The sequence below is a fragment of the Streptomyces hiroshimensis genome, from assembly GCF_014650335.1.
Classification (GTDB): domain Bacteria; phylum Actinomycetota; class Actinomycetes; order Streptomycetales; family Streptomycetaceae; genus Streptomyces; species Streptomyces hiroshimensis.
On sequence record NZ_BMUT01000003.1, the window covers coordinates 460278 to 486101 of the forward strand.

The 25824-nt window shown below is 70.2% G+C and carries 20 protein-coding genes and 1 pseudogene; 13 read left to right on the forward strand and 8 right to left on the reverse strand.

Annotation, left to right across the window (positions count from 1 at the left end):
* The first annotated feature begins 222 nt into the window (after nucleotides 1–222).
* The 4 genes from IE241_RS10380 to IE241_RS10395 all read left to right on the forward strand — a co-directional run bounded on the left by IE241_RS10380 (nucleotide 223) and on the right by IE241_RS10395 (nucleotide 5635).
* Nucleotides 223–1476, forward strand: a complete 1254-nt coding sequence (locus IE241_RS10380) for a condensation domain-containing protein (RefSeq protein ID WP_190021388.1) — start codon at nucleotides 223–225, stop codon at nucleotides 1474–1476.
* A gap of 130 nt (nucleotides 1477–1606) precedes the next feature.
* Nucleotides 1607–3019 carry a condensation domain-containing protein gene (locus tag IE241_RS10385; protein ID WP_190021389.1) on the forward strand — a complete coding sequence of 471 codons (1413 nt, stop codon included), beginning with the start codon at nucleotides 1607–1609 and terminating at the stop codon, nucleotides 3017–3019.
* Nucleotides 3020–3056: 37 nt separating this feature from the next.
* The gene (locus tag IE241_RS10390) at nucleotides 3057–4682 is read left to right on the forward strand and encodes an amino acid adenylation domain-containing protein (protein ID WP_190021390.1); all 1626 of its coding nucleotides are present in this window, start codon (nucleotides 3057–3059) and stop codon (nucleotides 4680–4682) included.
* 32 nt (nucleotides 4683–4714) lie between these two features.
* Nucleotides 4715–5635: an NAD(P)/FAD-dependent oxidoreductase gene (locus IE241_RS10395; protein WP_190021391.1), complete on the forward strand. Its 921-nt coding sequence runs from the start codon at nucleotides 4715–4717 to the stop codon at nucleotides 5633–5635.
* Nucleotides 5636–5638: 3 nt separating this feature from the next.
* Here IE241_RS10395 and IE241_RS10400 read toward each other — a convergent pair whose 3' ends face one another.
* The 4 genes from IE241_RS10400 to IE241_RS10415 are packed head-to-tail and all read right to left on the reverse strand — an operon-like array spanning nucleotide 5639 to nucleotide 11943.
* Nucleotides 5639–7609, reverse strand: a complete 1971-nt coding sequence (locus tag IE241_RS10400) for a Trm112 family protein (RefSeq protein ID WP_190021392.1) — start codon at nucleotides 7607–7609, stop codon at nucleotides 5639–5641.
* Between the two features lie 2 nt (nucleotides 7610–7611).
* The gene (locus tag IE241_RS10405; RefSeq protein ID WP_229899055.1) at nucleotides 7612–8880 is read right to left on the reverse strand and encodes an ATP-grasp domain-containing protein; all 1269 of its coding nucleotides are present in this window, start codon (nucleotides 8878–8880) and stop codon (nucleotides 7612–7614) included.
* A gap of 46 nt (nucleotides 8881–8926) precedes the next feature.
* Nucleotides 8927–9175: a phosphopantetheine-binding protein gene (locus IE241_RS10410; protein ID WP_190021394.1), complete on the reverse strand. Its 249-nt coding sequence runs from the start codon at nucleotides 9173–9175 to the stop codon at nucleotides 8927–8929.
* Nucleotides 9172–11943: a condensation domain-containing protein gene (locus IE241_RS10415; protein WP_190021395.1), complete on the reverse strand. Its 2772-nt coding sequence runs from the start codon at nucleotides 11941–11943 to the stop codon at nucleotides 9172–9174. Before IE241_RS10415 ends, IE241_RS10410 begins: the two co-directional genes overlap by 4 nt.
* Nucleotides 11944–12307: 364 nt before the next feature.
* On the opposite strand from IE241_RS10415, the gene IE241_RS10420 reads away from it, so the two are divergent.
* From IE241_RS10420 to IE241_RS10435, 4 genes are all read left to right on the forward strand, one after another.
* Complete coding sequence (locus IE241_RS10420) at nucleotides 12308–13912, forward strand: ABC transporter family substrate-binding protein (protein ID WP_190021396.1); 1605 nt, start codon at nucleotides 12308–12310, stop codon at nucleotides 13910–13912.
* Between the two features lie 216 nt (nucleotides 13913–14128).
* Nucleotides 14129–15070 carry a phytanoyl-CoA dioxygenase family protein gene (locus IE241_RS10425; protein ID WP_190021397.1) on the forward strand — a complete coding sequence of 314 codons (942 nt, stop codon included), beginning with the start codon at nucleotides 14129–14131 and terminating at the stop codon, nucleotides 15068–15070.
* A 1055-nt stretch (nucleotides 15071–16125) separates the two neighbouring features.
* Complete coding sequence (locus tag IE241_RS10430) at nucleotides 16126–17244, forward strand: 3-methyl-L-tyrosine peroxygenase-related protein (RefSeq protein WP_190021398.1); 1119 nt, start codon at nucleotides 16126–16128, stop codon at nucleotides 17242–17244.
* A 41-nt stretch (nucleotides 17245–17285) separates the two neighbouring features.
* Nucleotides 17286–18296, forward strand: coding sequence for a TauD/TfdA family dioxygenase (locus tag IE241_RS10435; protein ID WP_190021399.1), 1011 nt, complete (start codon nucleotides 17286–17288; stop codon nucleotides 18294–18296).
* An 18-nt stretch (nucleotides 18297–18314) separates the two neighbouring features.
* Here IE241_RS10435 and IE241_RS10440 read toward each other — a convergent pair whose 3' ends face one another.
* A complete protein-coding gene (locus IE241_RS10440) occupies nucleotides 18315–18962 on the reverse strand; it encodes an SDR family oxidoreductase (protein WP_190021400.1) in 648 nt (215 codons plus the stop codon).
* Nucleotides 18963–19271: a hypothetical protein gene (locus IE241_RS10445; RefSeq protein WP_190021401.1), complete on the reverse strand. Its 309-nt coding sequence runs from the start codon at nucleotides 19269–19271 to the stop codon at nucleotides 18963–18965.
* A gap of 476 nt (nucleotides 19272–19747) precedes the next feature.
* Between IE241_RS10445 and IE241_RS10450 the strand changes: the two genes are divergently transcribed.
* The 4 genes and pseudogenes from IE241_RS10450 to IE241_RS10465 form a co-directional block, all read left to right on the forward strand.
* Nucleotides 19748–20713 carry a hypothetical protein gene (locus IE241_RS10450; RefSeq protein WP_190021402.1) on the forward strand — a complete coding sequence of 322 codons (966 nt, stop codon included), beginning with the start codon at nucleotides 19748–19750 and terminating at the stop codon, nucleotides 20711–20713.
* On the forward strand, nucleotides 20710–21948 hold the full coding sequence (locus IE241_RS10455; protein ID WP_190021403.1) for an NHL repeat-containing protein: 1239 nt from the start codon (nucleotides 20710–20712) through the stop codon (nucleotides 21946–21948). The genes IE241_RS10450 and IE241_RS10455 overlap by 4 nt, the downstream gene beginning before the upstream one ends.
* 520 nt (nucleotides 21949–22468) lie before the next feature.
* Entirely contained in the window at nucleotides 22469–23056 is a 588-nt protein-coding gene (locus IE241_RS10460) for a PLAT/LH2 domain-containing protein (protein WP_190021404.1), read from the forward strand.
* Between the two features lie 161 nt (nucleotides 23057–23217).
* Nucleotides 23218–23643, forward strand: a pseudogene (locus tag IE241_RS10465) (transposase); the annotation flags it as partial.
* Nucleotides 23644–23780: 137 nt separating this feature from the next.
* Here the strand turns inward: IE241_RS10465 and IE241_RS10470 are convergent.
* A complete protein-coding gene (locus IE241_RS10470) occupies nucleotides 23781–24419 on the reverse strand; it encodes a hypothetical protein (protein ID WP_229899059.1) in 639 nt (212 codons plus the stop codon).
* A 448-nt stretch (nucleotides 24420–24867) separates the two neighbouring features.
* Here IE241_RS10470 and IE241_RS10475 point away from each other — a divergent pair, with 448 nt between their 5' ends.
* Nucleotides 24868–25128, forward strand: a complete 261-nt coding sequence (locus IE241_RS10475) for a helix-turn-helix domain-containing protein (protein WP_229899061.1) — start codon at nucleotides 24868–24870, stop codon at nucleotides 25126–25128.
* Here IE241_RS10475 and IE241_RS10480 read toward each other — a convergent pair.
* Entirely contained in the window at nucleotides 25074–25697 is a 624-nt protein-coding gene (locus IE241_RS10480) for a dihydrofolate reductase family protein (protein ID WP_190021406.1), read from the reverse strand. The two genes, IE241_RS10475 and IE241_RS10480, sit on opposite strands and share 55 nt — an antisense overlap.
* Between the last annotated feature and the right edge of the window lie 127 nt (nucleotides 25698–25824).

A 25824-nucleotide genomic window follows, 5' to 3' on the forward strand; every position in this document is an offset into this window, starting at 1 on the left:
GACCGATGATGCCCGTATGCGGACCGCGCCGCGAACCCCCCTCCTCAAGACGATCTTCCATTGCTACGGTGACGTCGCTCACCGCGCATCACGGGGGACTCCCCCGTCACTCCCGCGGAAAGGACGGAACCGCCGTTGATACAAGGTGTCGATCCAGAACGGGCCCGGCTCGTGGCGGCGTTGCGCGCCCAGCGGCGAAGGCAACCCCCCGAGGCGCTCCCGATGACCGCTACCCAGCAGGGAATCTGGCTCGCCGAACAGTTGAGCCCGGGTGTCTCCGGTTACCACGACACTGCGGCCCTGCGCATCGACGGCCCCTTGGACGCGGAGGCCCTGCGCGCGGCGTTCGGCGGCGCCCGCGAGGTCCACGAGGCCATGCGGTGCCGTGTCGTCGAGGTCGACGGCGAGCCTCGGCAGTCCTTCGACGCCCCCGCCGCGGAGCTGGCCTACACGGACCTGGGCGCCCTCGACGAGCAGACCCGGGCGGCCCGGGTCGAACGCCTGGCAGCGCTCACCGCCACCGAACCCTTCGACCTGGAGGCGGGCCCGCTCTGGCGGGCCCGCCTGATCCGGGTCGGATCCGATGAGCACGTGCTGGTCCTCGTCTTCCACCATCTCATCAGTGACGGCTGGTCCCACGGCGTGCTGCTGCGCACACTGCTGTCGCGCTACGCGGCGGGAGCCCAGGACGCGGCCCTGCCTCCCGGCCCCGATCCGACCGCCTACCGCAAGTGGCTGCTCGCCCGGGCCGCGCGGGAACGGGCTGCCGTGGACAGCGGCAGGGCACTCGAAGCCGCCAGGCTCCTCGGGGGGGCTCCGTCCCGGGTGGCGCTGCCCGGACTCCGGGGGCCGGCGACCGACCGGCTGGCGGCCGCTGTGGAACTCCCCGTGACCGACGCCGCATGGGCCTCCTTCGACCGGGCGTGCAGGAGAGCGGGGGCCACCCGGTACATGGGGCTGACGGGCCTCTTCGGCCACCTGCTGTCCCGCACGTCCGGATCCGAGCGCACGGTCGTGGCCTCACCCGTCGCGATCCGGGACGGCGGCGGCAGCGGGCACCTGATGGGCTGCCTGATCAACGTGGTGCCCATCGTGCTCGCGCCCCGCCCGGCGGCCGGCCTCGCAGCCGCGCTGTCCTCCGGACGCGAGGCCGTGCTGTCGGCCCTCCGGTACGCGGACGTGCCCTACCGTGACGTGGCCCGAGCCCTGGGGCCGCTGACCGCGTGGGACGACCCGGTCACCAACATCGGGGTGGAGGAGTTCAACGCTCCGGAGGAGCCGGTGCGCGCGGGCGGTGTGGTGGTCACGCCGATGCCGCGCGGCCACGTCCGGCTGCGGCACGACCTCGCGCTGAGCGTCGCACGCAGCGGGGCGAGCGCCCAACTCCTGCACACCGTCCGGAACTGGAGCGCGACGGAGGTGCGGACCCTCGCCCAGGACCTCGCCGAGCTGATCGTCGACGCCTCGGCGTCCTGAGGACGGCACGCGTAACCACGGCCTAACCCCGCGTTCCTAGGCTGGGTCCGGTGTCGGTGACCGGACCGCCATATACGCCGTCACCCGCGTCCGGGCCCCGACGGGCCGCCACGGTCAGGAGGTATCGAGCGTGCGGAACAACTGCTTCTGGGGTGGCGTGCTCGACGACGAGCAGATCGCGGCTCTCGTTCGGCACCACACCGGTCGTCCGGCCGTGCTCGGCGGACCGCCGGACGCGACCGCGCTCCCGTCCCCGCAGGGCGACCTGTGGCGGGCCGCGCGCGCTCTCGCGTCCACCCCGGTGCTGCTGGCGACGGTGGTGTTCCGGTTGCGCGGGGAGGTGCACCGCACGGCGCTGGCCGCGGCCGTACGGCGGCTGTCCCTGCGCCACGACCTGCTGCGTACCGTGTTCGAGAACGGGCCGTCGCCGACCACACGGCTCGCCGAGCCGCCTGACCTGCGGGTGGTGGAGGTGCACGACGCGGTCCCGGACGCGGCAGAGGAACTCCTTCGCAAGATCGCCCGCACCCCGTTCCGGTTCGGCGAGGAGCCGTTGTTCCGGGCCACCCTCGTCCGACGCGCCGAGGAGGACCACCAGCTGGTCATGACCTGCCACCAACTGGTGATCGACGGCTACGGGCAGAACCTCCTGCTCCAGGAGTTCGCCACGCTGTACCGCGCCGAGATCCACGGGACGCCCGACGACCTGCCGGAGATCGGGCAGGCGTACCGGGAGACGGCTCGCCTCATTCGGAATCCGGACCCGGAGGCACGCCGCGCCGACGAGGAGTTCTGGACCTCCCGGCTCCGCGATCTGCCGGTCATGCGCCTGCCCCGTGACCTGCCCGGGCCCGTGAGGGCGGAACTGGCGCCCACCGGGGCCGTCGAGACGGTGCTGGCCGACCCGGACGGTGCCGTTGCGGCCGGGTTGCGCCGGCTGCGGGTGAACCCGTTCGCGCTGTTCTCCGCGGGCACGATGGCCATGCTGCACCGCCATACCGGTCAGACCGATCTCTGGGTCGCCTCCGTGGTCGACAACCGGCTGACACCCGAGTCGCAGGCCCACGTCGGCCCGCTGGCCGGGCCGCGGGTCATACGGGTCGGGTTCGCCGCCGACGCGACGTTCGGTGTGCTGGCGCGGGCGGTGCAACGTGAGGTCTGGGCCACCCTGGAACGGCAGCACCCGCCGTTCCCGGAGGTCGTCACCGCGGCAGGCGGAGACGGTGCCGACCTGCGGAACCTCGGGTCGGTCGGCGTCACCGTGACCCCGTCGGTCCCGCTGCCCGACTGGCCACTCGGCGACCTGGAACTCCTCGAATTCGACCCGTTGGAGGGCGAGCCGAGCGCTGGTTCGCCGCTGGCACTGCTCGTGGAGGAACAGCCGGGAGGATACCGCCTGCGTCTGGAGTTCGACGGGAGCATGTTCAGTCACGGGCGGGCGCTCGACATGGTGAGGTTGATCGCCGATGCCGTGGCCGCCGCCACCGCGGACCCGGAGCGCTCGCTCGCCTCCTGGCCGGCTTCCGCATCCACCGACGGCTGACCGCCCAGTCCCTGCCCCGCGACCTTGGGAGCGTCTCATGATCTCCGATCATCCGCCTCGGCACCCGACTCCGGTCGAACAGTGGAACGAGACCCGGTGCGACTACTCCACGACGAGCCGCATCATGGATCTCATCGACGTCGCGGCGGTCGAGCACGCCGAGGAGCCGGCCCTTCGGACGACGTCCGGAGTCGCGCTCACGCACGGCGAACTCGCCGCCGAGAGCTCGCGGCTCGCCCGTCACCTGGCCGCGCACGGCGTCCTCCCGAGTACGCCGGTCGGCCTGCTGGTCGACCACGTCCCGGAGGCCGTCGTGTCGATCCACGCGGTTCTGCGCGCGGACGCCTACTACGTCCCGCTGGATCCGCGATGGCCTGCACGCCGCATGGCGGAGGTGCTGAAGGCGAGCGGCATCGGACATGTCCTCGTCACGGATCCCTATCGCGACAGGGCGAGCGGCCTCGGCGAGGACGTGGCGGTCATTGCAGTGCGCCGGGGCGGTGACCCCGAGGTGGTCGCGGGATCCGCCCCCAGGCAGCCGGTCCGACAGCACGAGGCCGGGCCCGCAGGACCGGACGCGCTGGCCTACACGATCTTCACCTCGGGCTCCACCGGGCGGCCGAAGGCGGTGGCCGTCCGGCATTCCAGCGTCGTCAACCTGATCGAGTGGTTCAACCGGCGCAACTCCGTCGGCCCGAGCGACATCCTCCTGCAGGTGGCGTCGTTCAGTTTCGATCTGTCGGTCTACGACGTCTTCGGCACCCTGGCCGCCGGCGCGAGCGTGCTGCTGCTTCCCGATGCCGATCTGCAGGAGCTCGAGGAGATCACGATCGCTCTCGTCGAGCACGGGGTGACGCTGTGGAACTCCGCGCCGGCCGTGTTCACCGCCGTGACGCTGCTGCTCGACGAATCCTCCCGCCGGCACCGGGACACGCTCCGACGGGTCTTCCTCAGCGGCGACTGGATCCCGTTGAACACCCGCGAGGTCCTGCGCCGTGAGTTCCCGCGCGCGACTCTGGTGGCGCTGGGCGGTGCCACCGAGGCCTGCGTCTGGTCGAACGACTTCGTCGTGGACGAGGTGGACCCGTCGTGGCGGAGCATCCCGTACGGGCATCCGATGCAGAACAGCCGCTACTACGTCCTTCGGGAGGACCGCACGCCCTGCGAGATCGGCGAACCGGGCGAGCTGTACATCAGCGGTGCCTGCGTAGCCGCCGGATACCTCGGCGATCCGGCCCTGACGGCGGACCGCTTCCTGCCGGATCCCTGGGACCGGGGCGGTGCCTCCACGATGTACCGGACCGGCGATCGCGCCCGCTGGACCTCGAACGGATGGGTCGAGTTCCTGGGCCGCATCGACTCGCAGGTGAAGATCCACGGGTTCCGCATCGAGCTCGGCGAGATCGAGCAGGTGGCACTGCGGAGCCTGGACGTCGACGAGGCCGTCGCCCTGAAGCTGGACGACGGAGACTCTCCGTACCTGGCACTGGCGCTGAGGACCCGGGGCGAATTGGACGCCAGGACCGTCAGGGAAAGCCTGGGCGAATGGCTGCCCGGGTACATGCAACCCCGTCGTGTGGCCGTATGCCGGACCTTTCCGGTGGGCCAGACGGGAAAGGTGGATCGCGCAGCGCTGCGGGAGCTCTTTCAGCCCGCCGGATAGCGACCGCCTCGGAGCCATCAAGGGGAGTCTCGATGTACGACGATCTCTATGACGTGATTGTGATCGGTGCAGGACCGGCGGGCCTGACGGCGGCCACCATGCTCAGCCGCTCCATGCGGAGCACGCTCGTGGTCTCCGGGCCCCGGCGGCGCAATTCGCCGGCGAGCTCGGTCAGCAACGTGCCGTACGCGGACGGAGCCGCCCCGGCGGACATCTACCGGAAGATGGAGGAGGACGCCGGGCGGTACGGAGCGACCATCCTGTGGGACGAGGTCATATCCGCTCGCGCGTACGAGGACCACGTGGTCGTCGAGGGCCGCGGTCATCCCGGTCTGCGCGGCAGAAGGCTGCTCCTCGCCACCGGCCGCGTCGACGTGCTGCCGGCCTGGCTGCCGGACGGTGTCTGGGGCAGAACGGCCTTCGACTGCCCCTACTGCCACACGTACGAGCACAGTGGCGGCACGTTCGTCTGCGTGGGCACCGGGGACGAGACGCTCAAGATGGCGGCCCTGTCCCGGCAGTTCGCCAAGCGGATGACGGTCCTCGTCGGGGACCCTTCGGCGAGCCGGGGAAGACTCGCGCGCCTGCTCACCCGCCACGGCGTCGAAGTCCTGTCCGACGAGGTGGTCCGCGCCTCTGCGGATCCGGCGGGCGGCGTCGTCCTGGAGACGGCCCACGGCCGGACCCTCGACGCCGACACCCTGCTGCTCGGCGATGTGGCCCGGCCCTACCGGAAACTCGCCGAGGAACTCGACCTCGACCTGTCGGCGGAGGGCTTCCCCGAGACCAGCCTGTACGGGATGACGTCCAACCCGCTCGTCTACAGCGCCGGGAACGTCGAAGGGTCCTCGTACTTCATGTGGACCGGAGCGGCGAGCAGCGGGATCAACGCCGCCCGCGCGATCTGCGAGGACCTCGCCTTCGCCAGTGAACTGCTGGACGACTGGGACTGAGGCTCACCTGGCCGGCGCCACCGCCACCGGGCGCGAGGCGTAGTGGACGAGCCCTTCCGCCACCGCCACGAACCTGACGAAGTGCTCGTGGTGCGTGAACGCCTCGGCGTCCAGCGTGGCGTCGACGCGCATGCGTGCGGGGGATCCCGGGCGGATGACGATCCGCCGCGCGTCCGGGAACGACATGCCGGAGTTCGCGGCCCCCGAGACGTGGACGGCGCCGGCCACGACGATCTCCTGGGACACGCTCGCGGCGGGGGTCAGCAGCACGTCGACGGTGACGGTGCCCGGCCGCTCCCAGACCGTCGGGCACTCGATGAGCACGTCGCCGATGACCGGGTCGAGCGGGGCGTCCACTACCGGCCCGCACACGTTGCAGATCAGCGCGCGTCGCCCGACCCGCTCGTACACGGGGTGCAGCGCGACCAGTTCCGCCAGCCGTCCCTTGCAGTACGGGCAGGCACCGTCGGTCGGGCGGACACGCGTGTCGAGGATGCCCTCCCACATCTCGTTGAGGGCGGAGTGGCTCATCTTGCCGAACTCGTGGAAGTCGGCGACCGCACTCATTTCCGCGTCGGCGATCAGACCGCCCAGCCGGTCCAGCGGGCCGAGGACCTCCTCGGCGGGATCCGCGCCGAGGGCCCCCCTCTTCAGCGTCCGGGCCAGTTCGAGGATCTCGGCCTCCATGGCGACGATTCCGTCCGGCGGCATGAACCCGCTCGGCCCGAACTCGCGGAGGGCCCGCACGGTCCGGCCGAAGCGCAGCAGTCGCGGCTTCAGGTCGCCGACGCCGTCGCGGGCACCGGGGCCGGGCCCGGCCCCGGTGGTGGACGGGGGCTCGGATCCGCTGCCCGCGGTCACCCAGGGTAGTCCGAGGACCGCGAAGTAGGGCAGCTCGCGACCGGACTCCCGGACGAGGTCGTTGACCGCGGCGCAGGCCCGTCCGATGTCCGTGCCCGCCGCCGCGGCCTCGTCGACCAATTCGTTGACGGTCAGGTTCGGCCGCATCTGGTGGACGGCACCCATGTAGGCGGCCGGAATCCCGTACTGGAACGCGCCCGCCAGCTGGTACTCGGCCGCCACCAGACCGGTACCGGGCCGCCAGGCCATGCAGGAGTTGGCGAACACGACGTCAGCCCGGACACCGGCCGCCCTGATGACGTCCCCCGCCCGGACGCCGTCCCGGAAGCAGCGGTCCGAGGAGGCGCAGCTCGGTGCGTCCGCGCCAGGGGCGGAGGGCCCCCGGTGTCCGGCGTGGTCGCCGCAGATCACGGTGTCGCCGAGGATCAGCGCGTGCTCGCGGCCGGCCGACGCGAAGGACACGAGTCCGGTGTACTGCTCGGACAGCATCGGTTCGAGGACCGCGCGGCTCGCCCTCGCGCCGACGACCCACTCCGGCACGGCTTCCGCGCCGTCCGGACCCGCTGCCCGGACCGCCGCCGCGTGCCGGCGCAGCCAGGGGACCACGGTCAGCCGGCTCCGCTCCGGAGGCTTCCTGAGGTGACAGCTGAGCCCCTTGGCGAGCAGCCAGCTCAGCTCGGAGAGGTCCGGCCCGATCACGAATCCGATCGTGGCGTGCCGGCCTTCATGGCGGTGCGCGCCGACGGCCTGGAGCGACTCGGTGACCACGTCGAGATCGATTTCGTCGTGCAGGGCGACGAAGACCACCTGCGCGGGTTCCAGGCGTGCGTCGAGGATCCGGTGCAGTCCCCCTGCGGGCAACTCCTCGAACGAGCCGCCGAAGCGGTCCGCCAGCGCCCGTCCCGCGGCCGTGGCCGCCGAGCCGGGAGGCGCCACCACCAGCGTGCCGGAGACGTCCGGGTCCGAGCGCCGGGCGGGTCCTCCCAGCAGGCCCGCGAGGGCGGCGAACCGGCGGTCGTCGACGCCCAGCATCGGCACGAGCGCCGGATCACGCAGGTCTCGCACGTACGAATCGGCTGCCGTATGGACGACGAGCGGGGCCGTCTGTCCCATCTCTACTGCACTCCCTCTCGGTTCGGATCGATGGTGAGGCCGCCCGGACGCCCCGCTCCGGCCGCGATCCTGTGGACCTCCCGGTGATCGGCGGCGACCTGTGCGGGGTCGCCGTGCGCCAGGACCACCGCGCCCAGCCGCTGCGCGTCGAAGATGTCGGCCGTCTCCGGGACGTGGTCTCCGTCTTGGAGGTTGACCTGCAGGTGGTAGCAGCTGGGCAGGTCCGCGATGGCGTCCAGGCCGGCGATGCCGCTGACGGTTCCGGCGGACCGCACCGAGAAGAAGACCACCCGGGTGGTCAGTCGGAGCGGGTAGCCGTCCGGGATGTTCCGGTCCCCGGCCACGTACCGCACCATGCGGTCGATGCTGTTGTCACCGGTCGCCAGCTCGCACGTCCACGGGTGCCCGCCGCCCGAGAGCCGGGCGTTGACCTCGATGAGCATCGGCCCGTCCTCGGTGACCATCACCTCGGTGTGCGCCGCGCCGAACCTGATCCCGAGTGCGTCGAGTGCCGCTTTGACGTAGCCGATGACCGCGTCGTTGCCGGGTGCGTCCATCGGCAGGATCTCCATGCTGGCGTACAGCGCCATGTGCCGCCGGCTGGAGACCTTGTGGTAGCGCACGACGTCGTTGACCGTGCACCTGCCCTCGTAGCTGAAGGTGTCCACCGCGTATTCGACGCCCTTGACGTGCTCTTGTACGAGCACCTCGGAGATGCGTGATCCGTATCGGCTCGTCGAACCGAGCAACTCCGCTACGGCGGCGTGCAGTTCATGTCCACCGGGAACGAACCGGACACTGTCCGTGCCGGCCGAGTCGGCGGGCTTGACCACCAGATCACGGCCGGACAGTCCCTCGCGCGCGATCCACGCGAGCGCGTCGCCGGCGTCGGACGTGCACAGGGACCTGATCGTCGGCAGCCCGGCGGCCGCGACGGCGGCGATCATGGCGCCCTTGTGGTGCCGCGCCGGGCCGAGGTCCGGCGCGTTCGCCAGCTCGGGCGTCAGCACCGCGGCGAGCTCATCGGCCGGCTTGACCCCGGTATGGGTCCCCGGCACGATCGCCACCGGATCGAGGGCCCGCAACCTGTCGACGAGCGGGCCGAGTTCACCACCGTCGTAGGCGATGTGCTCGTCGAAGTCGGACAGGCGAAGCGTCGCGGGGTTCGGTGCCGAGGAGCCGGTCAACGTGACGGCGCAGGGCGAGAAGCCGCCCTGCCGGAAGGCCGGGGCGAGCATGTTTCCCGATGAGTACGGCTCGACGATGACCACGGTTCCCCGACGTCCTTCCCGTCCGCTGCTCGAAGGCATGGCCCGGTTACCCCTTCTCTTCGATCCGGGCCGCCAGAAGCGCGATCGTGGGACATTCCGTGATGTCCTTGAACATGACCCGCTTGCCGAGCGCCGCACGGACCTGGGAGATCACGCGAGTGGCGAGCAGCGAGTGCCCGCCGAGGTCGAAGAAGTCGTCGTCGAGACCGACCTGCTGGTCACGGAACAACTGCTGCCAGATCCTCAGCAGCACCGCTGTGGTGTCGATCTCGGACGTCGACTGGACGTCACTCATCCGGCCACTCCCCTCTCCTGCGTCGCGCGGGCCCGGTTCCGACCCTGGTGCGCGGTCAGCTCCGCATTGACGACGGACATGATCGTTTCCAACGGCTCCGGGCCGAAGACCTCGTAGTGGTTGCCGCCGACGGACCAGGTCCTCACGCGGCCGTCGACGAACCTCTGCCACGAACGCGGATCCATTCCCTGTTCGAGGCTCTCCGCCGCCGTGAACACGAGGACGTCCCCGCTGAAGCGCCCGGACCGGTGCCGCAGCAGGGCGTCGCGGTTGCCGGCGAAGACCTGGGCGAGCGCCGGAAGGGTCTCGTCGGGTAGGGCCGCCGCCGTGCCGGGCGAGGCCTGGAGCACCCGCTCCAGCTCCTCCGCTGTCGACTTCGGGTCCACCGCCACGGGTTCCACGGCCGCCGTCGGATCCGTCTGCTCGCTGTCCCAGGGGTAGCTGTCGAGGAGCGCGAGCATGGAGACCTCTTCTCCGGCGGCTTCGAGCAACACGGCCATGGCGTGGGCGACATTGCCGCCGAACGACCAGCCGAGGAGCTGGTACGGACCGCTCGGCTGGATGCGGCGCAGCTCGCCGACGAAGTCCGCCGCGATGTCCGTCAGCGTCCGGCCGGCGGGGCCGGAGCCGCGGATGCCGCGTGATTGCAGGCCGTACAGCGGGAAGCCGTCGTCCAGCCAGCGGCTCAGCGGTGTGTAGCACCAGCTCAGACCGAGGGCGGGGGGCACGACGAACACCGGGGTCCGGTCGCCCTCGGGACGGATACGCAGCACGACGTCCAAGCCGTCGGCGGCCGGACCCGGCGCGCCGGATGCCGCCTCGGCCCGGTCCAGCCACCGGTCGATGCCCGCAGGTGTCGGCTGGTCGAAGACCACGCGTACCGGCAGTTCCGTGTTCAGCGTCGAGCGAATGCGGCTCACCAGGCGCACCACCATCAGGGAGTGCCCGCCGAGCCGGAAGAAGTTGTCGTCGGCCCCGACCTCCTCCGCTCCGAGGATCTGGGCGAACGCGCTGCAGAGGGCGTCCAGCCGCGGTGTGCGGGGGCGTGCGGAGTCCTCCCCCGCCACCGGGGTCCCCGTGTCGGCGGCGGCCACGCTCGCCGGTCGGTCGTCGAACGGCGACGGCAGGGCCAACGCACTGAGCGGCGCGTCCGGATGCGCGGTCGCCTCGTCGATGATCCGTACGGCGAGGGCGGCGATGCGCTCGACCGTCGGGCGGTCGAAGAGGTCAGGACTGTAGCCGAGCCAGCCCGCGATACCGGCACCGGTCTCTTCGGGCGCCTCGGGCAGGGTGAAGTTGAAGGACAGGTCGAACGTCGGGAGGCCCAGCAGTTCCACCGGCTGCGGCTCGGCGGCACAGCCGAAGAGAACGTCACCGGCACCGATCCCTTCGTCGGCGACGACCATCACCTGGAACAGCGGGTTCCGCGATGCGATCCGGACCGGGTTCAGGATCTCGACGATCCGGTCGAACGGCATGTCCTGGTTCGCGTACGCCCCGAGTTCGGCCTCGCGGACGCGGGCCAGCACCGTCTCGAAGGTCGGGTCCCCGTCCCAGGTGCACCGCAGCACCTGGGTGTTGACGAAGAAGCCGATGGCGTCCTCGAACCCCGGACCGGTCCGGCCGGACACCAGGCCGCCGATCGGGATGTCTCCGCCGCCGCCGAGTTCGGAGAGCAGGACCGCCACGGCAGCGCGCAGGGTCGTCAGCAGGGTGACCCGTGCAGCCGTCGCCTGTGTGAGGAGCCGGCGGTGCACATCCGGCGCGATGGTGAACCGTACGCCCTCTGCGCGTGCGGTCAGCCGCGCGGGACGCTGCCGGTCCACCGGGAGCGGCAGCTCTTCCGGAAGGCCGGCGAGGGTCTGCGCCCAGTACCGCCCCTGGCGGGCGATGAGGCTCTGGCTGTCGGACTCGCGGCCCAGCAGGTCACGCTTCCAGATGCTGTAGTCCGCGTACTGCACGGCCGGCGGCCGGGGCTGCCACGGCAGTCCGTCGCGCCTCGCGAGGTACGCGGCGGACAGGTCCCGCCAGAGCGGGCCCGTCGACCAGCCGTCGCCGGCGATGTGGTGCAGGGATATCAGCAGGACGTGCTCGTCCTGGCTGATCGCCAGAAGCCAGGCCCGCAGGGGAGGCTCTGCGGCGAGGTCGAACGGCAGCGCGGCGCGCTTCGCCAGCTCCTCGGGGATCCGGTCGCCGGCGACGTCGACGACGCGGAGTCCGGGGCGGGCGGCTTCGGGGTCGAGCACGACCTGGCAGGGCTCGTCCTGATCTCGGGGAAACACCGTGCGCAGGATCTCGTGCCGGTCGATCAGCCGATCGAACGCCCAGACGAGCGCCTCGCGGTCCAGCGGCCCGGTCAGTTTCAGCGACAGCAGGATGTTGTGGTCCGCGCTGGGGCCGCGCAGCTGTTCGTAGAACCAGAACGTCGACTGCCCGGGGGACAGCGGGATCCTCTCCGGGCGGTCGGCCGGCCCCGGGACCGGGCTCGTCACGACCGCCCGGTCGAGCAGCTCGGCCAGACCCCTGGGAGTGGGCGCTTCGAAGACATCGCCGAACGTGATGTCCCCCGGAAAGACCTTTCGGATCCTGCCGACCAGCCGGGTGGCCTGCGCCGAGGTGCCGCCCAGGTCGAAGAAGTCTGCATCGGCATCGACGCCGTCCAGCTCGAACAAGTCGGCGAACATCTCGCACAGCACCGGTTCGCTGGAGGAGCGCGGCGACGGAATCGGATCGTCCGGTGCGGGCATCGGCTTCTCTCCGGGCATCATGAGTCCCCTCATCCCCTCACGGCTACGACGGTCACACGGGTGCGAATCGATGTCCCTTGGTCCGACGCGTCCTCCATCTCCCACGTGCTCGCGGGACGCACATGCGACGGGCGCCCGGTGCCGGCCCAGACTAGGGCGGGCGAGTTAGCCGCCGGTTATGCGAAGAGGCCGGTGAGTCCGTCGCCGCTGCACCGGTGCCGCGTGCATAACTGCTCCCGAACCGCCCGTCGGTACGTTCCGAAGGCGCCGTGCGCGCCTGGTCGGCAACGAGCCGGTGCTTGCTCCGGTGCTGAACATCAACCTCCGACGACGACAGAGCGACGGTCGCAGCCGACGCCGCCGTTCGCTGAGTGAAGGGTTCACCGTGGAGCTGAACGACTCGAACCGGGCGGCCGTGAAACCGGGCGGCACCTACGTGCACGCGGTCGGGAACACCCCGCCCAACTGGAACCTGCTCTCGGCGGCCGGCAACGTCGTCGACACGGGCATGGTGCTGCAGCTGATCACGCCGAGCCCGTACGTCGCGTTCCCGGACCTGGAGCACCACTGGAACGAGGACCTGTTCACCCGTGAGCCGGAGTTGGTCGCGGCGGACCCGCAGACCATCGTGTACAGGCTGCGGCCGGAGGCCCGCTGGAACGACGGGGTCCCCGTCGGAGTCGAGGACTTCCGCTACACCTGGCGGGTGTCCAGCGGGCACCACAGCCCCGCGTGCCTGCCGTCGACCCACGCCGGGTACGAGTTGGTCGAGTCCGTGGAAGGCGCGGACGACGGCCGCACCATCGTGGTCACCCTGGCGCCGGGCAAGTCGTTCCCCGACTGGGACGCGATGTTCTCGTACCTCTATCCGGCGCACATCGCGGCGCGTGCCGGTGACCTCGGTACGGCCGACGGACTTGCGGCGGCGTTCGCCTCGTTCGCCCAGACGGTACCCACCTGGTCGGCGGGGCCGTACCAGGTGGAGCACGTCGAGCCCGGCGTCGAGGTGGTGCTGGTTCCGAACCCGAACTGGTACGGCCGCGTCGCGCCGAGCCTCGACCGCGTCGTGTTCCGGGTGGTGACCGACCCGGTGGCACTCGCGGACGCGGTGCGTCAACGGGCGGTGCACGGCATGTCCACCCCCCAGCCGACCAAGGCGCTCGTGGACGCGTTCCGCGACATGCCCGGTGTCCGCTACGAGCTGCGCCAGGGGCTGGTCTGGGAGCACGTGGACCTGAACACCCGCAATCCGTTCCTCGCCGACGCGGTGCTGCGCCGGGCGATCTTCACCGCCATCGACCGGGACGAGATCCTGGCCGAGACCATCGGCACCTTCCACCCGGATGTCGAGCCGCTGAACAGCCACAATTTCCTGCCGGGGCAACCCGCCTACCGCGACGTGATCACCGGCACCGGTCAGGGCAGTGGCGACATCGAGGCGGCCGAGCGGCTGCTGTACGCCGCCGGGTACAAGGTCCGCGACGGCCTCCTGCACGCCCCGGACGGCTCGCCCGTCGGCGTGCTGCGCTTCCGGCACGCACCCGGTGACCTCATGCGCCGGCGCACCGGCGAGCTGGTGCGCGATCAGTTGCGCCGGATCGGCCTGGAGGTCCGCGTCGAACCGACCGACCGGCCCGGCACCATGGTGGCCGGCGACTACGACATCGTCTCGTTCAACTGGATCGGCAACCCGGTGCGGGTCGGTCCGGCCCGTGACATGTGGACCACCGACGGCGGCATGAACTACGGCCGTTTCTCCGATGCCGAGGTGGACCGCTTGATCGGCGAGGCGAACGAGACGCTCGACCTGCCCAAGGCCCACGAACTTCTCAACCGTGCGGACGAGATCCTCTCCCGCGAGGCGTATTCGCTCCCCTTGTGCCAGAAGCCGAGCCTGCTTGTCGTGGATGACCGCTTCGCCAACGTGCGGGCGAACCCGACCAACGGGCTGGTGATCTACAACGCCCAGGAGTGGGGTCTGCGCGCGTGACCGCGCGTGACCGCGCGGGAAACGTCCGGCACCACCATCTGGAACGTCCATACGAGGAGGACACGTTGCCAACCTCATTCTCCCGCATCTTGAGCGAGAGCGACCTGGAGGAGGTGCGCAAGCAGTACCTGCAGGCCCTCACGGAACTGGAAGAGGCCGAGGACGAGGAACCGACCGACGACACGCCCACAGCGGAACGAACCTGAGGAGCAGGCCATGGATTTCGTGAAGGCGGACGACCCGCGCATCGGCGACATGTTGGCCCGCGAGGGCGTCGTTTTCATCGACCGGTTCTTCGATGCGGAGAAGGTCGCCGAGATACGGCGCCAGCTCCGGCGCTACATCGACGACGTACTGCCGACGGTGCCGCGTGCGCATCATGAGTACCACCCGGACGGCGCGCTGCGCAGCATGACGGACATGCACCGGTACGACCCCTGGTTCCGCGAGTTCGGCACGGATCCGCGGCTCCTGGACTTCTTCCGGGAGGCCGTCCCCTGGGACCCGGAGCTGTTCTACCTGGAGATCTTCCCGAAGGCACCGCACACCGGCCCGCTGCTCGCCCATCAGGAACTGTTCGCGACGCCGATGGACCCGCCGCAGTACCTGCACCTGTGGGTGGCGCTCGACGACGTGCACGACGAGAACGCCGGCTTCTACTTCTACCGTCGCAGCCACCGCCTCGGGCTGGCACCGCACGTGTACACCAAGGCGGGGGCGGGCCTGCCGTCGGTCGAGGAGTCCGTGCTGGAAAGGCTGAGCCCCTACCGGGTGCAGCCGGACTTCCCGGCCGGCTCCGCGGCGCTCTTCGACGGCATGACGGTCCACGGGAGCAAGGCCAACGTCACCGACAGGATGAGGATGGCGCTGGTCATCGCCGTGCGCGGCACGGCGACGAAGGTCTCCGACGACCAGCAGATCTTCACCAGCATCATGGCGCGGTTCTTCCGTGAGGAGATCGGCGTCCAGGCGTGCGATCCGAACGACCGGTTCTTCGCTCTGGGCGGCGACGAGGCCGGTGCGGAGCGGGTGCTCAAGCGGATCGAGAACGACTACCACATCGTCATCACCGCCGAGGACTTCCGGGCGCACGACACCCCGCACACACTGGCGATGAAACTGATCGACTCGAAGGGCTGGGAGACGGTCAACAGCTGACTCGGAGAACAGCCGGACGGACCCGGGCACGGATCCGGACACGGCCCCGGACTCGCTGCCGCCGTCGCCGTCGCCGCCGTCGCGGGTGAGCGCCCCCTTGTTGACGAGATCCTGCACGTCCTCGGCGGACAGGCCGGAGACCGGCCCGCTGCAGGCGACCGTGCACAGCAGTTCCGCGCCGCGGCCGGACAAATCGAGGTCGACCTCCTCGATCACCACCCGTCGGCACAGGATGCCCAGCAGGTACGGATGGTTCCCGGCCCGGGCGAGGAGTCCGGGCCGCACCGCGTGGAGGTCGGTCCCCGCGGCCGTCGCCCGGTCGAGCAGCGCGGACACCTCGCCGGGCTCCAGCAGACCGACGTGGCACCGTGCGGAGAGGACGCCGTCGAGCCGCCGTCCCGCATCAGGGCCCCAAGGCGAGTCATGTTCGCCGGCCGTATGCCCTGGCCTCGCCGGGTCACGGTGTCGGTGAAGTAGTCGTGCGGGTGGAGTTCGCGCCTGTTCTGGAAGGCCCGGAGCCGGGGGTGCAAGCGGCTACGCCGCATGATCGTGTCGAGCGGCCGGGCTGGGGTCATCGCCGGCAGGGCCCGGTCGGGCGCGGGTCCGCGAGCGGGCTTCGTCCCCATCGCCTGGGGGCCTCGCCGGCCAAGGGCGGACTCGATCGCGTCGACGAGCTGGTGATGCGCGACATCCTCCGGAGGTGTGGGAGCGCCGGCCGGGCCCGCCGGAGCGGCGGACCCGGATGGGGCGCTGGACCACGAAGGCCGACGGCGTTTCCATGCCTCGGGGTGGTTCGGGCCGTCGCGGCGGCGGGTCGTCCGGATGCGTCGGCTTCCACTGCGTCCCGTTGAGGAGCACCGAACGGGCGATGCCCCATCCGCGGAGCGGGTGCCGGAGGCACGGTGGCGGCGGCGCTGACGGCCTGAGTCGGACGGAGTCCGCGGGGCGTACCGGACTCGCCGCCACTGCCTCCCCGGCCAACTCCGGTGGACCATACAGGAATGGTCTTGCAGATCAGGTTTCGTGTGGAGTGTTCGTGGCGAAATACTTCAACCATGGGCTTATCACCGGTTGCCGGTCATCCTGCTGTCGCTGTCTTCCGAGAGCCCCGAGGCGGGCGGTCCGTGCCGGTGTTGGGCCCACGGGTCGGTGCTGAGGCGAAGCGGACCGCGCGCGTGCTGGCTGCGGTGCCGACCCATGCCGGACCTGTCGAGCGCACCCTCGCGCTGCGGCAGGCTGCCACGGTCGCCGGTGAGTTGGCGGCCGCGCTGTCGGATCTGGCTCCGGCCTTGGTCGGTGAGGAACTGCCGGCGGAGTCGACCAGTCAGTCGTTCTTCCGGGTCCGTGAGCGGGAGCTGTCGGATCAGCAGGCTGCCCTGCACGGTGTCCTGGTCATCCACCGCGGTCTGGAAGATCTGTGTGATGCTCCGCTGTCGGGTTCCGACATGGCGCTGGAGATGACCGGGATGCGGCAGTCGGTGCTCGATCTCACCGGCGCAGCGCCGGGCGCAGACCATGACTCCGTCCCGCCGGTGGCCGTCCCCGAGGCCGGTGCGGGATCGTCGTCGGAGAGTGTGTGGAGTGCTCGGTGGCTCATCGGTCACCAGGTCCATGTCCTGTTCAACGTTTGCGCTGCGGTCGCCGTGGCCGACGCCGCCCGCTCTCTGCGGCTCGGCGACGACGAGGCCGCGCTGCTGCGGCTGGCCGATGCGACGGTGTATGTGCGTGGATTCCCGGCGGCTATGGCCCACGCCAGTACGATCCCGGCCGACTACTACATGGCGGCGATACGCCACACCATGGCGCCTCCGTCGGTGGAAATCCCGTTGAGCGGGCGCCAGCATCGCGGATACAAGCTGTTCCGGGCGGCGATGAAGGACCTGCTGGCCGTGGTTCCCGACTCCTACGAGCGCTTGGCAGCCCGCGCCCCGGAGCTGGCCGAAGCGCGGGGTGCTCTCCTGGAAGCCGACATCGTGGACGGTGAACGGCACGTCACCCTCGCGTACTCGATGGTGCATCTGCGTCGTTCCATCGCTCAGAAACCCGAAGGCCCCGACAACGCGGTCGCCGAACTACGGCTCATGCGCCATCGTCGCGCAGCCCAGTACGCCTCGCTGATCCGATTCGGGGACCACTACATCGCCGACGCCGTGGCCGGCCTGCGCCACTCGTGAGTCCGCGCGTCCGCCGCCCACGCCCCCGGCAGGAGACCCCGATGCCCGAGACGACGACCGATACCACCCAAAGCACCGTCCTCGCCGCAGACCGGGAACTGGATCCGGCCGATGCCGGCACGTGCGAGCGGCTGGCCCGCACTCTGTGCACCCGCGGGCACGGCCAGGTCGACAACCCCGAGTGGGTGGCCCGGGCCCGGGACGCCTGGGAAGACCTTCCGCTACTGCTGCGCCGTGAGGTGCGCCGGTTCCGAAGGCATTCCGGCCCTCACGGCACCTTGGTGATCCGCGGCCTGCCCGTCGATCAGGCGGCCCTGCCCGAGACACCGACCGTACCCGGCTCGGTCCAGCGCCAGGCCACGATCCCGGCGGCGGTGCTCACCATGGTGGCCTGCGGGCTCGGCGAGCCCCTCGCCTACCTGGCCGAGAAATCCGGCGCCCTCGTGCAGGACGTCGTGCCCGTCCCCGGGCAGGAGACCTTCCACGGCAACGCCGGATCGGTGCCACTGTCCTTCCACACCGAGAACGGCTTCCACCCCCACCCGCCCGACTATGTGATCTTCCTGTGCCTGCGCGCCGACCACGACCGGATCGCCGGCATGCGCATCGCCGGCATCCGCCGAGCACTGCCGCTCCTCACCCCGGCCGGCCGCCAGGCCCTGTTCGCACCGGAGTTCATCACCACACCTCCCCCCTCCTTCGGCCCCGGCGCTGCCGCAGGTGAGCCTGGTGTCGAGCCCCGACCGGTGCTGTCGGGAGCAGTCGAGGATCCCGACATACGCATGGCCCAACTCGTCACCACCCCGCTCACCCCTCGGGCCGCGGCGGCGCTGACCGAATTCGGCCGCGCCTGCGAGGCGACCGCCCGCACTCTGCGCCTGACACCCGGCGACCTGGTCGTCATCGACAACCGCGTCACCGTCCACGGCCGCACCGCCTTCCACCCTCGATACGACGGAGCAGACCGCTGGCTGCAACGCACGTACGTCACCACCGACCTGCGCCGCTCCCGCGACCACCGCCCCCACGACGGCCACATACTCGCCCGCTGACCAGCAACATCTTCACCGTCACCGTGTCGCCGAGGCGAACGACCCTTCGGCCGCCACGCGAACAGGACCACCATGTGAGGGCGCCGGCATCCTCCTGTGACTCAGCGGACTCCCAAGTCCAGAAGTGGTCGAGGAACCGGAGATGGGGCCGATCGCGATGGCCCGCGTCGAGATGCGGCGCGGGCCGTACTCCAGGGCGAAGCTGCGGGTGAGGCTCTCGGCTGCAGCTTTGGCCGCGTCGTAGCCGGCCTTGTAACGGTGTGCCCGGGTGCCGCCGACCGAGCCGAGGACAAGCATGGCGCCCGGTACGCGGTGGGCTGCCGCGGCCTCGGCGACCGTACGCAGGACCGCGTAAGTGGTCACCAGGTTGTCCTCGATCGCCGTACGGAAGTCGTCTACGTCGTTGGTGGCGATCCGGGCGAGGTGAGGTACCCGCCCGGCAGCGTGGAAGAGCTCCACGCGTTCAGCTCCGTCGACGAACTCGTCGACCAGCTGCTTGAAACGCTCGGAGCGGCAGTCGACAGCGTGCCATCCCCGCACCGTGCCGGCGGGGGCCCCGGCCGGTTCGGAGTCGACGAGGAGAAGGCGTCCCGGCTGGGCGGCGAGGTATGCGGCGAGCGGGCGGCCGATGAAGCCGGCTGCTCCTACAACGATGCGGTGGACCACTTAGGCCGCCAGGATTCGGTGGTAGAAGTCGCCCAGGGCGTCCGCTGCCTCGTCCCACCGCGGCAGGGTCAGAGCCCCCGGCCCGCTCGCCATCCGTTGTCCTTCCTGTGGGACCATCAGGGCTTCCTGCCAGCGCAGCACGGCCACATCGTCGTCCCACGGCTCCACGATCTGCCAGTCCTCGAGCGCCGGCCCGTAGGCGTCCGCCCCCACCGGCGGTGGTGACAAGATCCGGCGGCCTTGCTGCGCCGCGGCCACCAGCACGCCGCTGGACCACACCCGCCGGTAGGGCAGCGCAACCCAGTCCACCTGCTCCAGCAGCCGCACGAACTCGGAACCGGGGTGGAAACCCGGAAGGTAGCGGACACGGTCGTGGGCGGCCGCGATCTCGGTCAGGGTGTGGTGCGTGGCCGGATCGTCCGGGAATCAGGCGATCAGCAGCCGCTGCTCCCCTCTGGCGTGCCGGACGAACGCCTGCGCGCAGGCAGCGGTCCGCTTGTAGGGTCGCAGCCGTCCGAAGCAGCCGATCGTCGCGCCGTACGGGGATCCCCCTCGGCCGGGGACGAGTTGGGGGTATCGGGGGCGGGGCAGGTGCAGCGCCGGACCGGGCAGGCGACTGCGGCGAGTTCTTCTCGACGGCGTTGCCGCGGTCCATGCGCCGCTGCCGCCAGGCCGGAGAGCCGGCGGGTACACCGTCCGCCTCGGCAGTTCGCCGATCAGCCCAGGGGCCGGACTCGGCGAGCGCGGCTGGTATGGGAGGTGGTGGCGCCGGGTAGGGCGGAATCATGCCCAACATCCCCCTGGCCGGAGTGGCGCTGCGAAGGGTGCTGGCGGTCGTCGACCAGACGGCGGAGGCGGCGACAGAGTGGGCGACCGCCCTTCGGATCCGCCCGGATGACGCCGCCGCGATGCGCACCGCGCCAACGCCGCTCGGCGTCGATGCATCGGCGTTCGCGCCTGCGGAGTTCGAGGCTGTAGCCCGCCATCTGGAACCGCTGGACCAGCTGATCGCGGCCGTCCCGCCATGTGCCGACGGGATGCGGTGGCGCTACCTGGACGAAGTCGTCCTGTTCCGCTGCGAGCAGGAAGTGCCCATTCCGTTCGACGAGTTCACCACATCCCTCGACATCAGCCAGGTGATCGGTCTGACCAGCGGCTACCTCGGCGGCCGTACGGATGTCCGGGCACGCGACGAGGTCGGAAGGCCGATTCGGCAGGTCGAACGCAGCATCAGCCGGGCCCAGCCCGCCTATCTCGCGTTGTCCGGCGCCGATGTACTCGACGTCTGCAAGCTGGAAACCATCGACTACGGCCCCGACGAGCAGCTGCTGCGCTGGCGGCAGATCCACAGCGTGAACGGCTCCGCGCTCCAGGACGACGGCTCGGTGTCCTTCGCCCGGACCACGGACGGCACCAGAGTGACCATCTGTGCCTATCAGCAGTTCGCCCTCCCCCCGCTGTGGCAGGCGATCACCCCCGTCCTGTGGTCCGCAGTCCGGCGCGCCCTGGTGGAGGACGCCTACCGCAGGTCCTTCCACACCACCCTGAACACCATCGCGGCACACGGGCAGGGCAGCACAGTGCCGGTCGCAGGGACGGCCAGTGCCGCCTCCTCGCTCCGGGACACCGTCGCGCGCGTGGCCGAGCCGTTGACCCTGCTGGCCGGGTTGGCCCCGTGGAGGCCGACGCGGCCCGAGTCCACCGACAGTTCCGGGTTCCGCCACTTCAGGCCCGAGAGGCAGCCCCGTTGACGCCGCCCGCCACTCCGCCGCACGGGTACCCGTACGCCTTCCACATCGCCCTCGACGGCAACGGGCTCAACGGACTCGAAGGCCGGGCGGGCGTCTGCGTGTTCCGCTACGACCCCGCCACCGGCCGGTACGCGTACAAGATCGAGTACTACGACGGCATCGTCGGAGGCCACGCCGTCAGCGTCAGCCCGGATCACGCGCTCGGGTTCCTCGGCAACACCGGCCAGCACCTGCTCTTCTACGACACCGCCACGCTCGAGGAGGCCGACCGCCTGTCCACCCTGCGGATCGAGCCCACCGACTCGTCCATCAAAGGAACCACGCACATCGCCTGGCTGGGCGACCGGGACATCGTCGGCGCGATCGGCGAGCACCTGTGGCGGTTCGACATCGACAAGCTCGGCCGTCCCGAGCGCCTGGGCCCACACGGCCTGAAGCTGCCCCACGCCATGAAGACCACGGCCTCCGGCCGTTACCTCGTCTACGGAGGCATGGACCACCCCGGCCGCGGCGAGGCCCGCGAGGTCGGCATCTTCGACCTGCGCACCGGCAAGACCCGGCGCGTCGACTTACCCGCCACCTGCTGGCATGTGGCGGTCCATCCTCGCGAGGACCGGTTCTACGCCCTCTCCTTCCGCGTCCTGCCCCAGGAAGGGCACGACTGGCACGAATGGGCCATGGCCTACCTCAAGGAATACGTCTTCGAGATCGACGCCGAACACGGACAGGTCCTACGCCACTGGGCGGCTCCCCGTGAGACCCCGGCACACATCAACTCGGACGTCTGCGTCTCCGACCGTGAACTGATCTACTGCAACGGCGGCAGCGGCACCATCGTCATGATCGACCTGGACGACTTCTCCACCCACCGCATCATCGACGAGCGCCCCGGCCTGCCCGAGCAACTGCTCGCCGGCCGACAGGCACTGCACCAAGTGACCGACGCCTTCACCCGCGGCTCACCGACCGCGAGCAGCAGGCACTTCCTCGCCGCCCTGCGGGTCTCGCGCGGAACCCTGCTCGATTCGGTGTACGCCTGCCAGCTCTCCGCTGACCAGACGCTGCTGTTCACCGCCAACCGGGGGCTCAACACCATCACCGTCTACGACTATCCGGCCAACACGGTCCGGCAGCGGGTGCGCATGCCACAGCTGCGGCAGTATGTCGACGGCCTCTCCTGGAGGCACGACCCGCGTCTTGGCTTCCACCACAGCACGCTGATCTCTCCTCCGTGAACGCCAATTCACGACCCAGGCCGGTAGCTCCCCGGCATGGGGCCCACGCATCTGAACTAACGAACGGCTCGTGGAACGGTCTACCACGGCCCGCGTCTCTGTGCCGATCCTCGGCAGCGCGCGGCGAGCGATGGCGGCCCGAGGAGCGCTCGGCAGGGTTTACCCCGCACAGCGTGGCGAAGGACGCCTCACTGCAGCACTACCACCCTTCCAGGAGAGGGCCGTGCAGGCGGTCGAGGGCGGCCCGGCTGCGGCCAAGTCCGGGCAGAGCGAACTCGCCAGGATCCGGTCGTCGAAGCGGCCCACGCAGATTTCGCCGCCCTGGCGGTCGGCGCCCCTGCCCAATCTGCATCCACTGGATTGACTACCGACTGAGCACCACATCGACCACAAAGAGCTACGTGCTCACTCCGCCGTGGCTTTGGCAGCACAGTGCCCAGACCGCATGGTCGCATGGGTGCACGCCAGACGTTGCCAGGAGCGTCTTCAGCAACCAGTCCTCCTCCGGCCTGGAGCACTGATGTCCGCCATGTGCCCGCGCTGGACTCCTCCCGAGAGTTACTGCCGCGCCCGCCGTCTGGTCAAGCGCCTCGGTATCGCAGTCGTGGCCGTTGCCGCGCTCACCGCCGCGCCCGCCGCGCAGGCGGCACCTTCTCCGGTGGACATCTACACGATCACCATCCACACATGTGATCGCCGGTATGCCGGGACGGACAACACTCCGCAGGTCCGTGTCACCAACGCCCGTGGGCAGCATTCGTCCTGGACCAAGCTCGACAAACCCGGCTACAACGACTTCGAGCGCGGAGACCGCGACAGCTATCCCGTTCCCGTCCCGATGGGCTTCGGACAACCCACCCGGATTCAGCTCTGGAAAGGCGGGAGGGACGACTGGTGCTTCGACAGCGTGATTTTCTCCGCTCCGGGAGGTTCTCCTTCAGCTGATGCCGACATGCCGCGAGGCAGCTACTACGACCGCGTCTACACCTGGCTCACCAATACCAGGACCAGGCGGGAGGTTCAAGGCGAGCGTGCCTTTAACGTAGTGGACTACTACTACCAACGCTACACACCGGAGTGGCGACTGCTGGCTTGGCTCCCTCGATAGGGCGTGTCCGGAAGATGGCTCTTCCAAGATTTTCGTAGCCGGTGATGGTCATGTCCCCTGTAGGACACCGTTGGCGAATTCGGGGGTCGTTGCCAAAGGATCTCGCGGTCGCGGGATGATGGGTTCGACTGGTGTGGGGGCGCGACCTTGAGGTGATCGATGTGTCGCTGCGCCCCCGTGCTCCTGGTGAAGTCCCCGCTCGGACAGCGGAGGTGGCCCGGCTGGCGTTCCCGAAGGGCTGTTTGTGCATGCGGATCCGGGAGGTGCTCGGTCCGCTGTTCACGGACGAGAACTTCGCCGATCTGTTTCCACAGCGCGGCCAGCCGGCCTGGCCGCCTCATCAGCTGGCGATCGTGTCGGTACTTCAGTTCGTGGAAGGGCTGTCGGACCGCCAGGCTGCGGCCGCTGTCCGTGGACGCATCGACTGGAAGTTTCTCCTGGGGCTGGAGCTGACCGATCCGGGCTTCGACCACTCCCTGTTGAGCGAGTTCCGCGACCGGAACGTGGCAGGCGGGGATCCTGAACGCCTGCTGAACCTGGTGCTGGAGCGCCTGCGGGAGGTCGGCCTGCTCAAGCGCCCAGGTCAGGAGGTTAAGTATCAAGGTAGGTGCCTGTTTCTAAACCCCCTGGAGCGTGGGCGGTAGCCTGACAGCAGGTGGGCCAAGGGTGAAGGTGCTGACCGTCACCTTCGGATCGATCAAGCCGCCGGGCTCCTCGGAAGGCTCTAGGCAGCGGTGGTTCGGGTTGACGCCACGGTTTTAGTAGAGGCATCCTCCACCGTCTCGGCGACACGGCCGGCCAGGTCCTCCCACGGACGTGGAGCAATGACCGGCACGTCGGCCGCCCGCGCCTGTGCGGCGAGCCACCGGCCGTACAGCACGCTGACGCGTGCGCGATGGCGCTGTGGTCCGGCCTCCGGCTCCCGGCGCAGGTAGTTGGCCGTCACCTGCCCCTCATCGTCCTCGTGGAGGAAGACGGCACGGACCGGACCTTTGGGCGTCGCCGGTCCGGGCAGGACATAGTCCCCTTCCAGGATCACCGGGGTGTCGGTGCCCACATGGTTGGCCACCACCGCCTCGATCGCCGGCGCCAGCGCCTCGGCGATCGCGATCTGCCGCTCGACCACCGACTCGGGCGTCCGGCGGGCGGCCTCCGGGTGCGTGCGCCAGAAGTGGACCTCCGGCAGGTGCTCGGGCAGTGTCACCGCAAGGAGCGCCTCCACGATGTCGTCGACCTCCACGACGGGCACGTCGTACCGTCGTGCCAATGCCCGCCCGACACCGGTCTTCCCCATCCCCGACGCGCCCCCGACGACGAGCACCCGCCAGTCGGGAAGACCCCTCACCTCATCCGTACCGTCCACACGGGCAGAGTACTGTAGCCGCTTCTTTCACCTGGGCCATACCAGCCGCAGCGGTTCCCGTTCGGGGAACGGTCGCGGTGACCGTTCCCCGAACGCTTGAACAAAGTTCCCCTTTCGGCCTAACGGCTCTTGATGTCCCGTCTCACGAGATCTTCTCTCCGTCTCCCCGGACGCTGTCCGATCCGCCCGTGAGGGACAAGGTCGCTTTGGGACAGCCCAGCTCGAAGGACTGCCGTCCGGCGGCGGTCAGCCTTGGAAACGCGCCTGAGCGACAACATCAGGTGAGACAGAGGTGCCGTACTTGACGTCGACCGTGCGGCGACGCGGTCGGTACCTCTCCCGGAGCCGCCGGGCCGTACAGACCTGGCGCCAGGGCACGGGCTCACAGTCTGCTGCGGCAGCGATTCGCTGAGAACATCGCCGCCGACGATCTTGCCCGGATCGCCGGGTGCAGCCGCTTCGCGCTGAAAGGGGCTTCCGCGCGGCGTACGGCTTCGCCTCCAGCGAATACCAAGGCGACCTGCGACTGCGCCGCGCCCGCGCGCTCCTCGCCGAGGGCACAGCGCCTTCGACAGCGGCCGCCGAAGCCGGCTTCGCAGACCAGGCCCACCTCACCCGCTGGTTCACCCGCACCTACGGTGTCACGCCGGCCTCCTACCGGATGGCGCTCATGTCCCCCGTCGCGGGCGTGCCGTCGGCGAGCCCGTAGCGCAGGTACACGGTGCCCTTCGGGCCGGCTGCCGGGGGTGCGAGGAGCGTGGCGTTGGTGGGCACTGCGCCGTTGTCGAACACCTTCTTCCCGACGCCGAGCACGATGGGGTGCAGCCAGAGGTCGAGACGGTCGAAGAGCTTCTCGCGCAGGAGGGTCTGCACGAAGTTCAGGCTCCCGACGACCTTCACGTGCTCGTGCCGGTCACGGATTTCGCGCACCGCGCCGGCGAGGTCCGGGCCGAGCTGCGTGGACCCGGCCCACGAGAGGTCGGGCCTGCCACGAGAGGCCACGTACTTCGGGACGCTGTTGAAGAGTGCGGCGATCTCGTTGTCCTCGCCGCCCTCCTGGTGAGGCCAGTAGGCGGCGAAGATGTCGTACGTCCGCCGGCCGAGCAGGAGGGCGTCCGTGCCTTCGTACGCGGCAGCGACCTGCGCCCCGGCGACCTCGTCCAGCAGGGGCGCCTGCCAGCCGCCGAACGGGAACCCCACCGGGTCCTCGTCAGGACCGCCGGGAGCCTGCCCGACGAGGTCGAGAGTCGCGAACAGCTCGATGTGGATGAGGCCCATGACTTACTCCCGATGAGTCGGTTGTCTCCGTCAAGAGATAGACCTGCGGATGTCCGCAGACCACTTCGCCACGACGGAACCCGGCTTCGCCCATTGGGCGGATTCACCAGGAGGTCGCCTCGCTGGT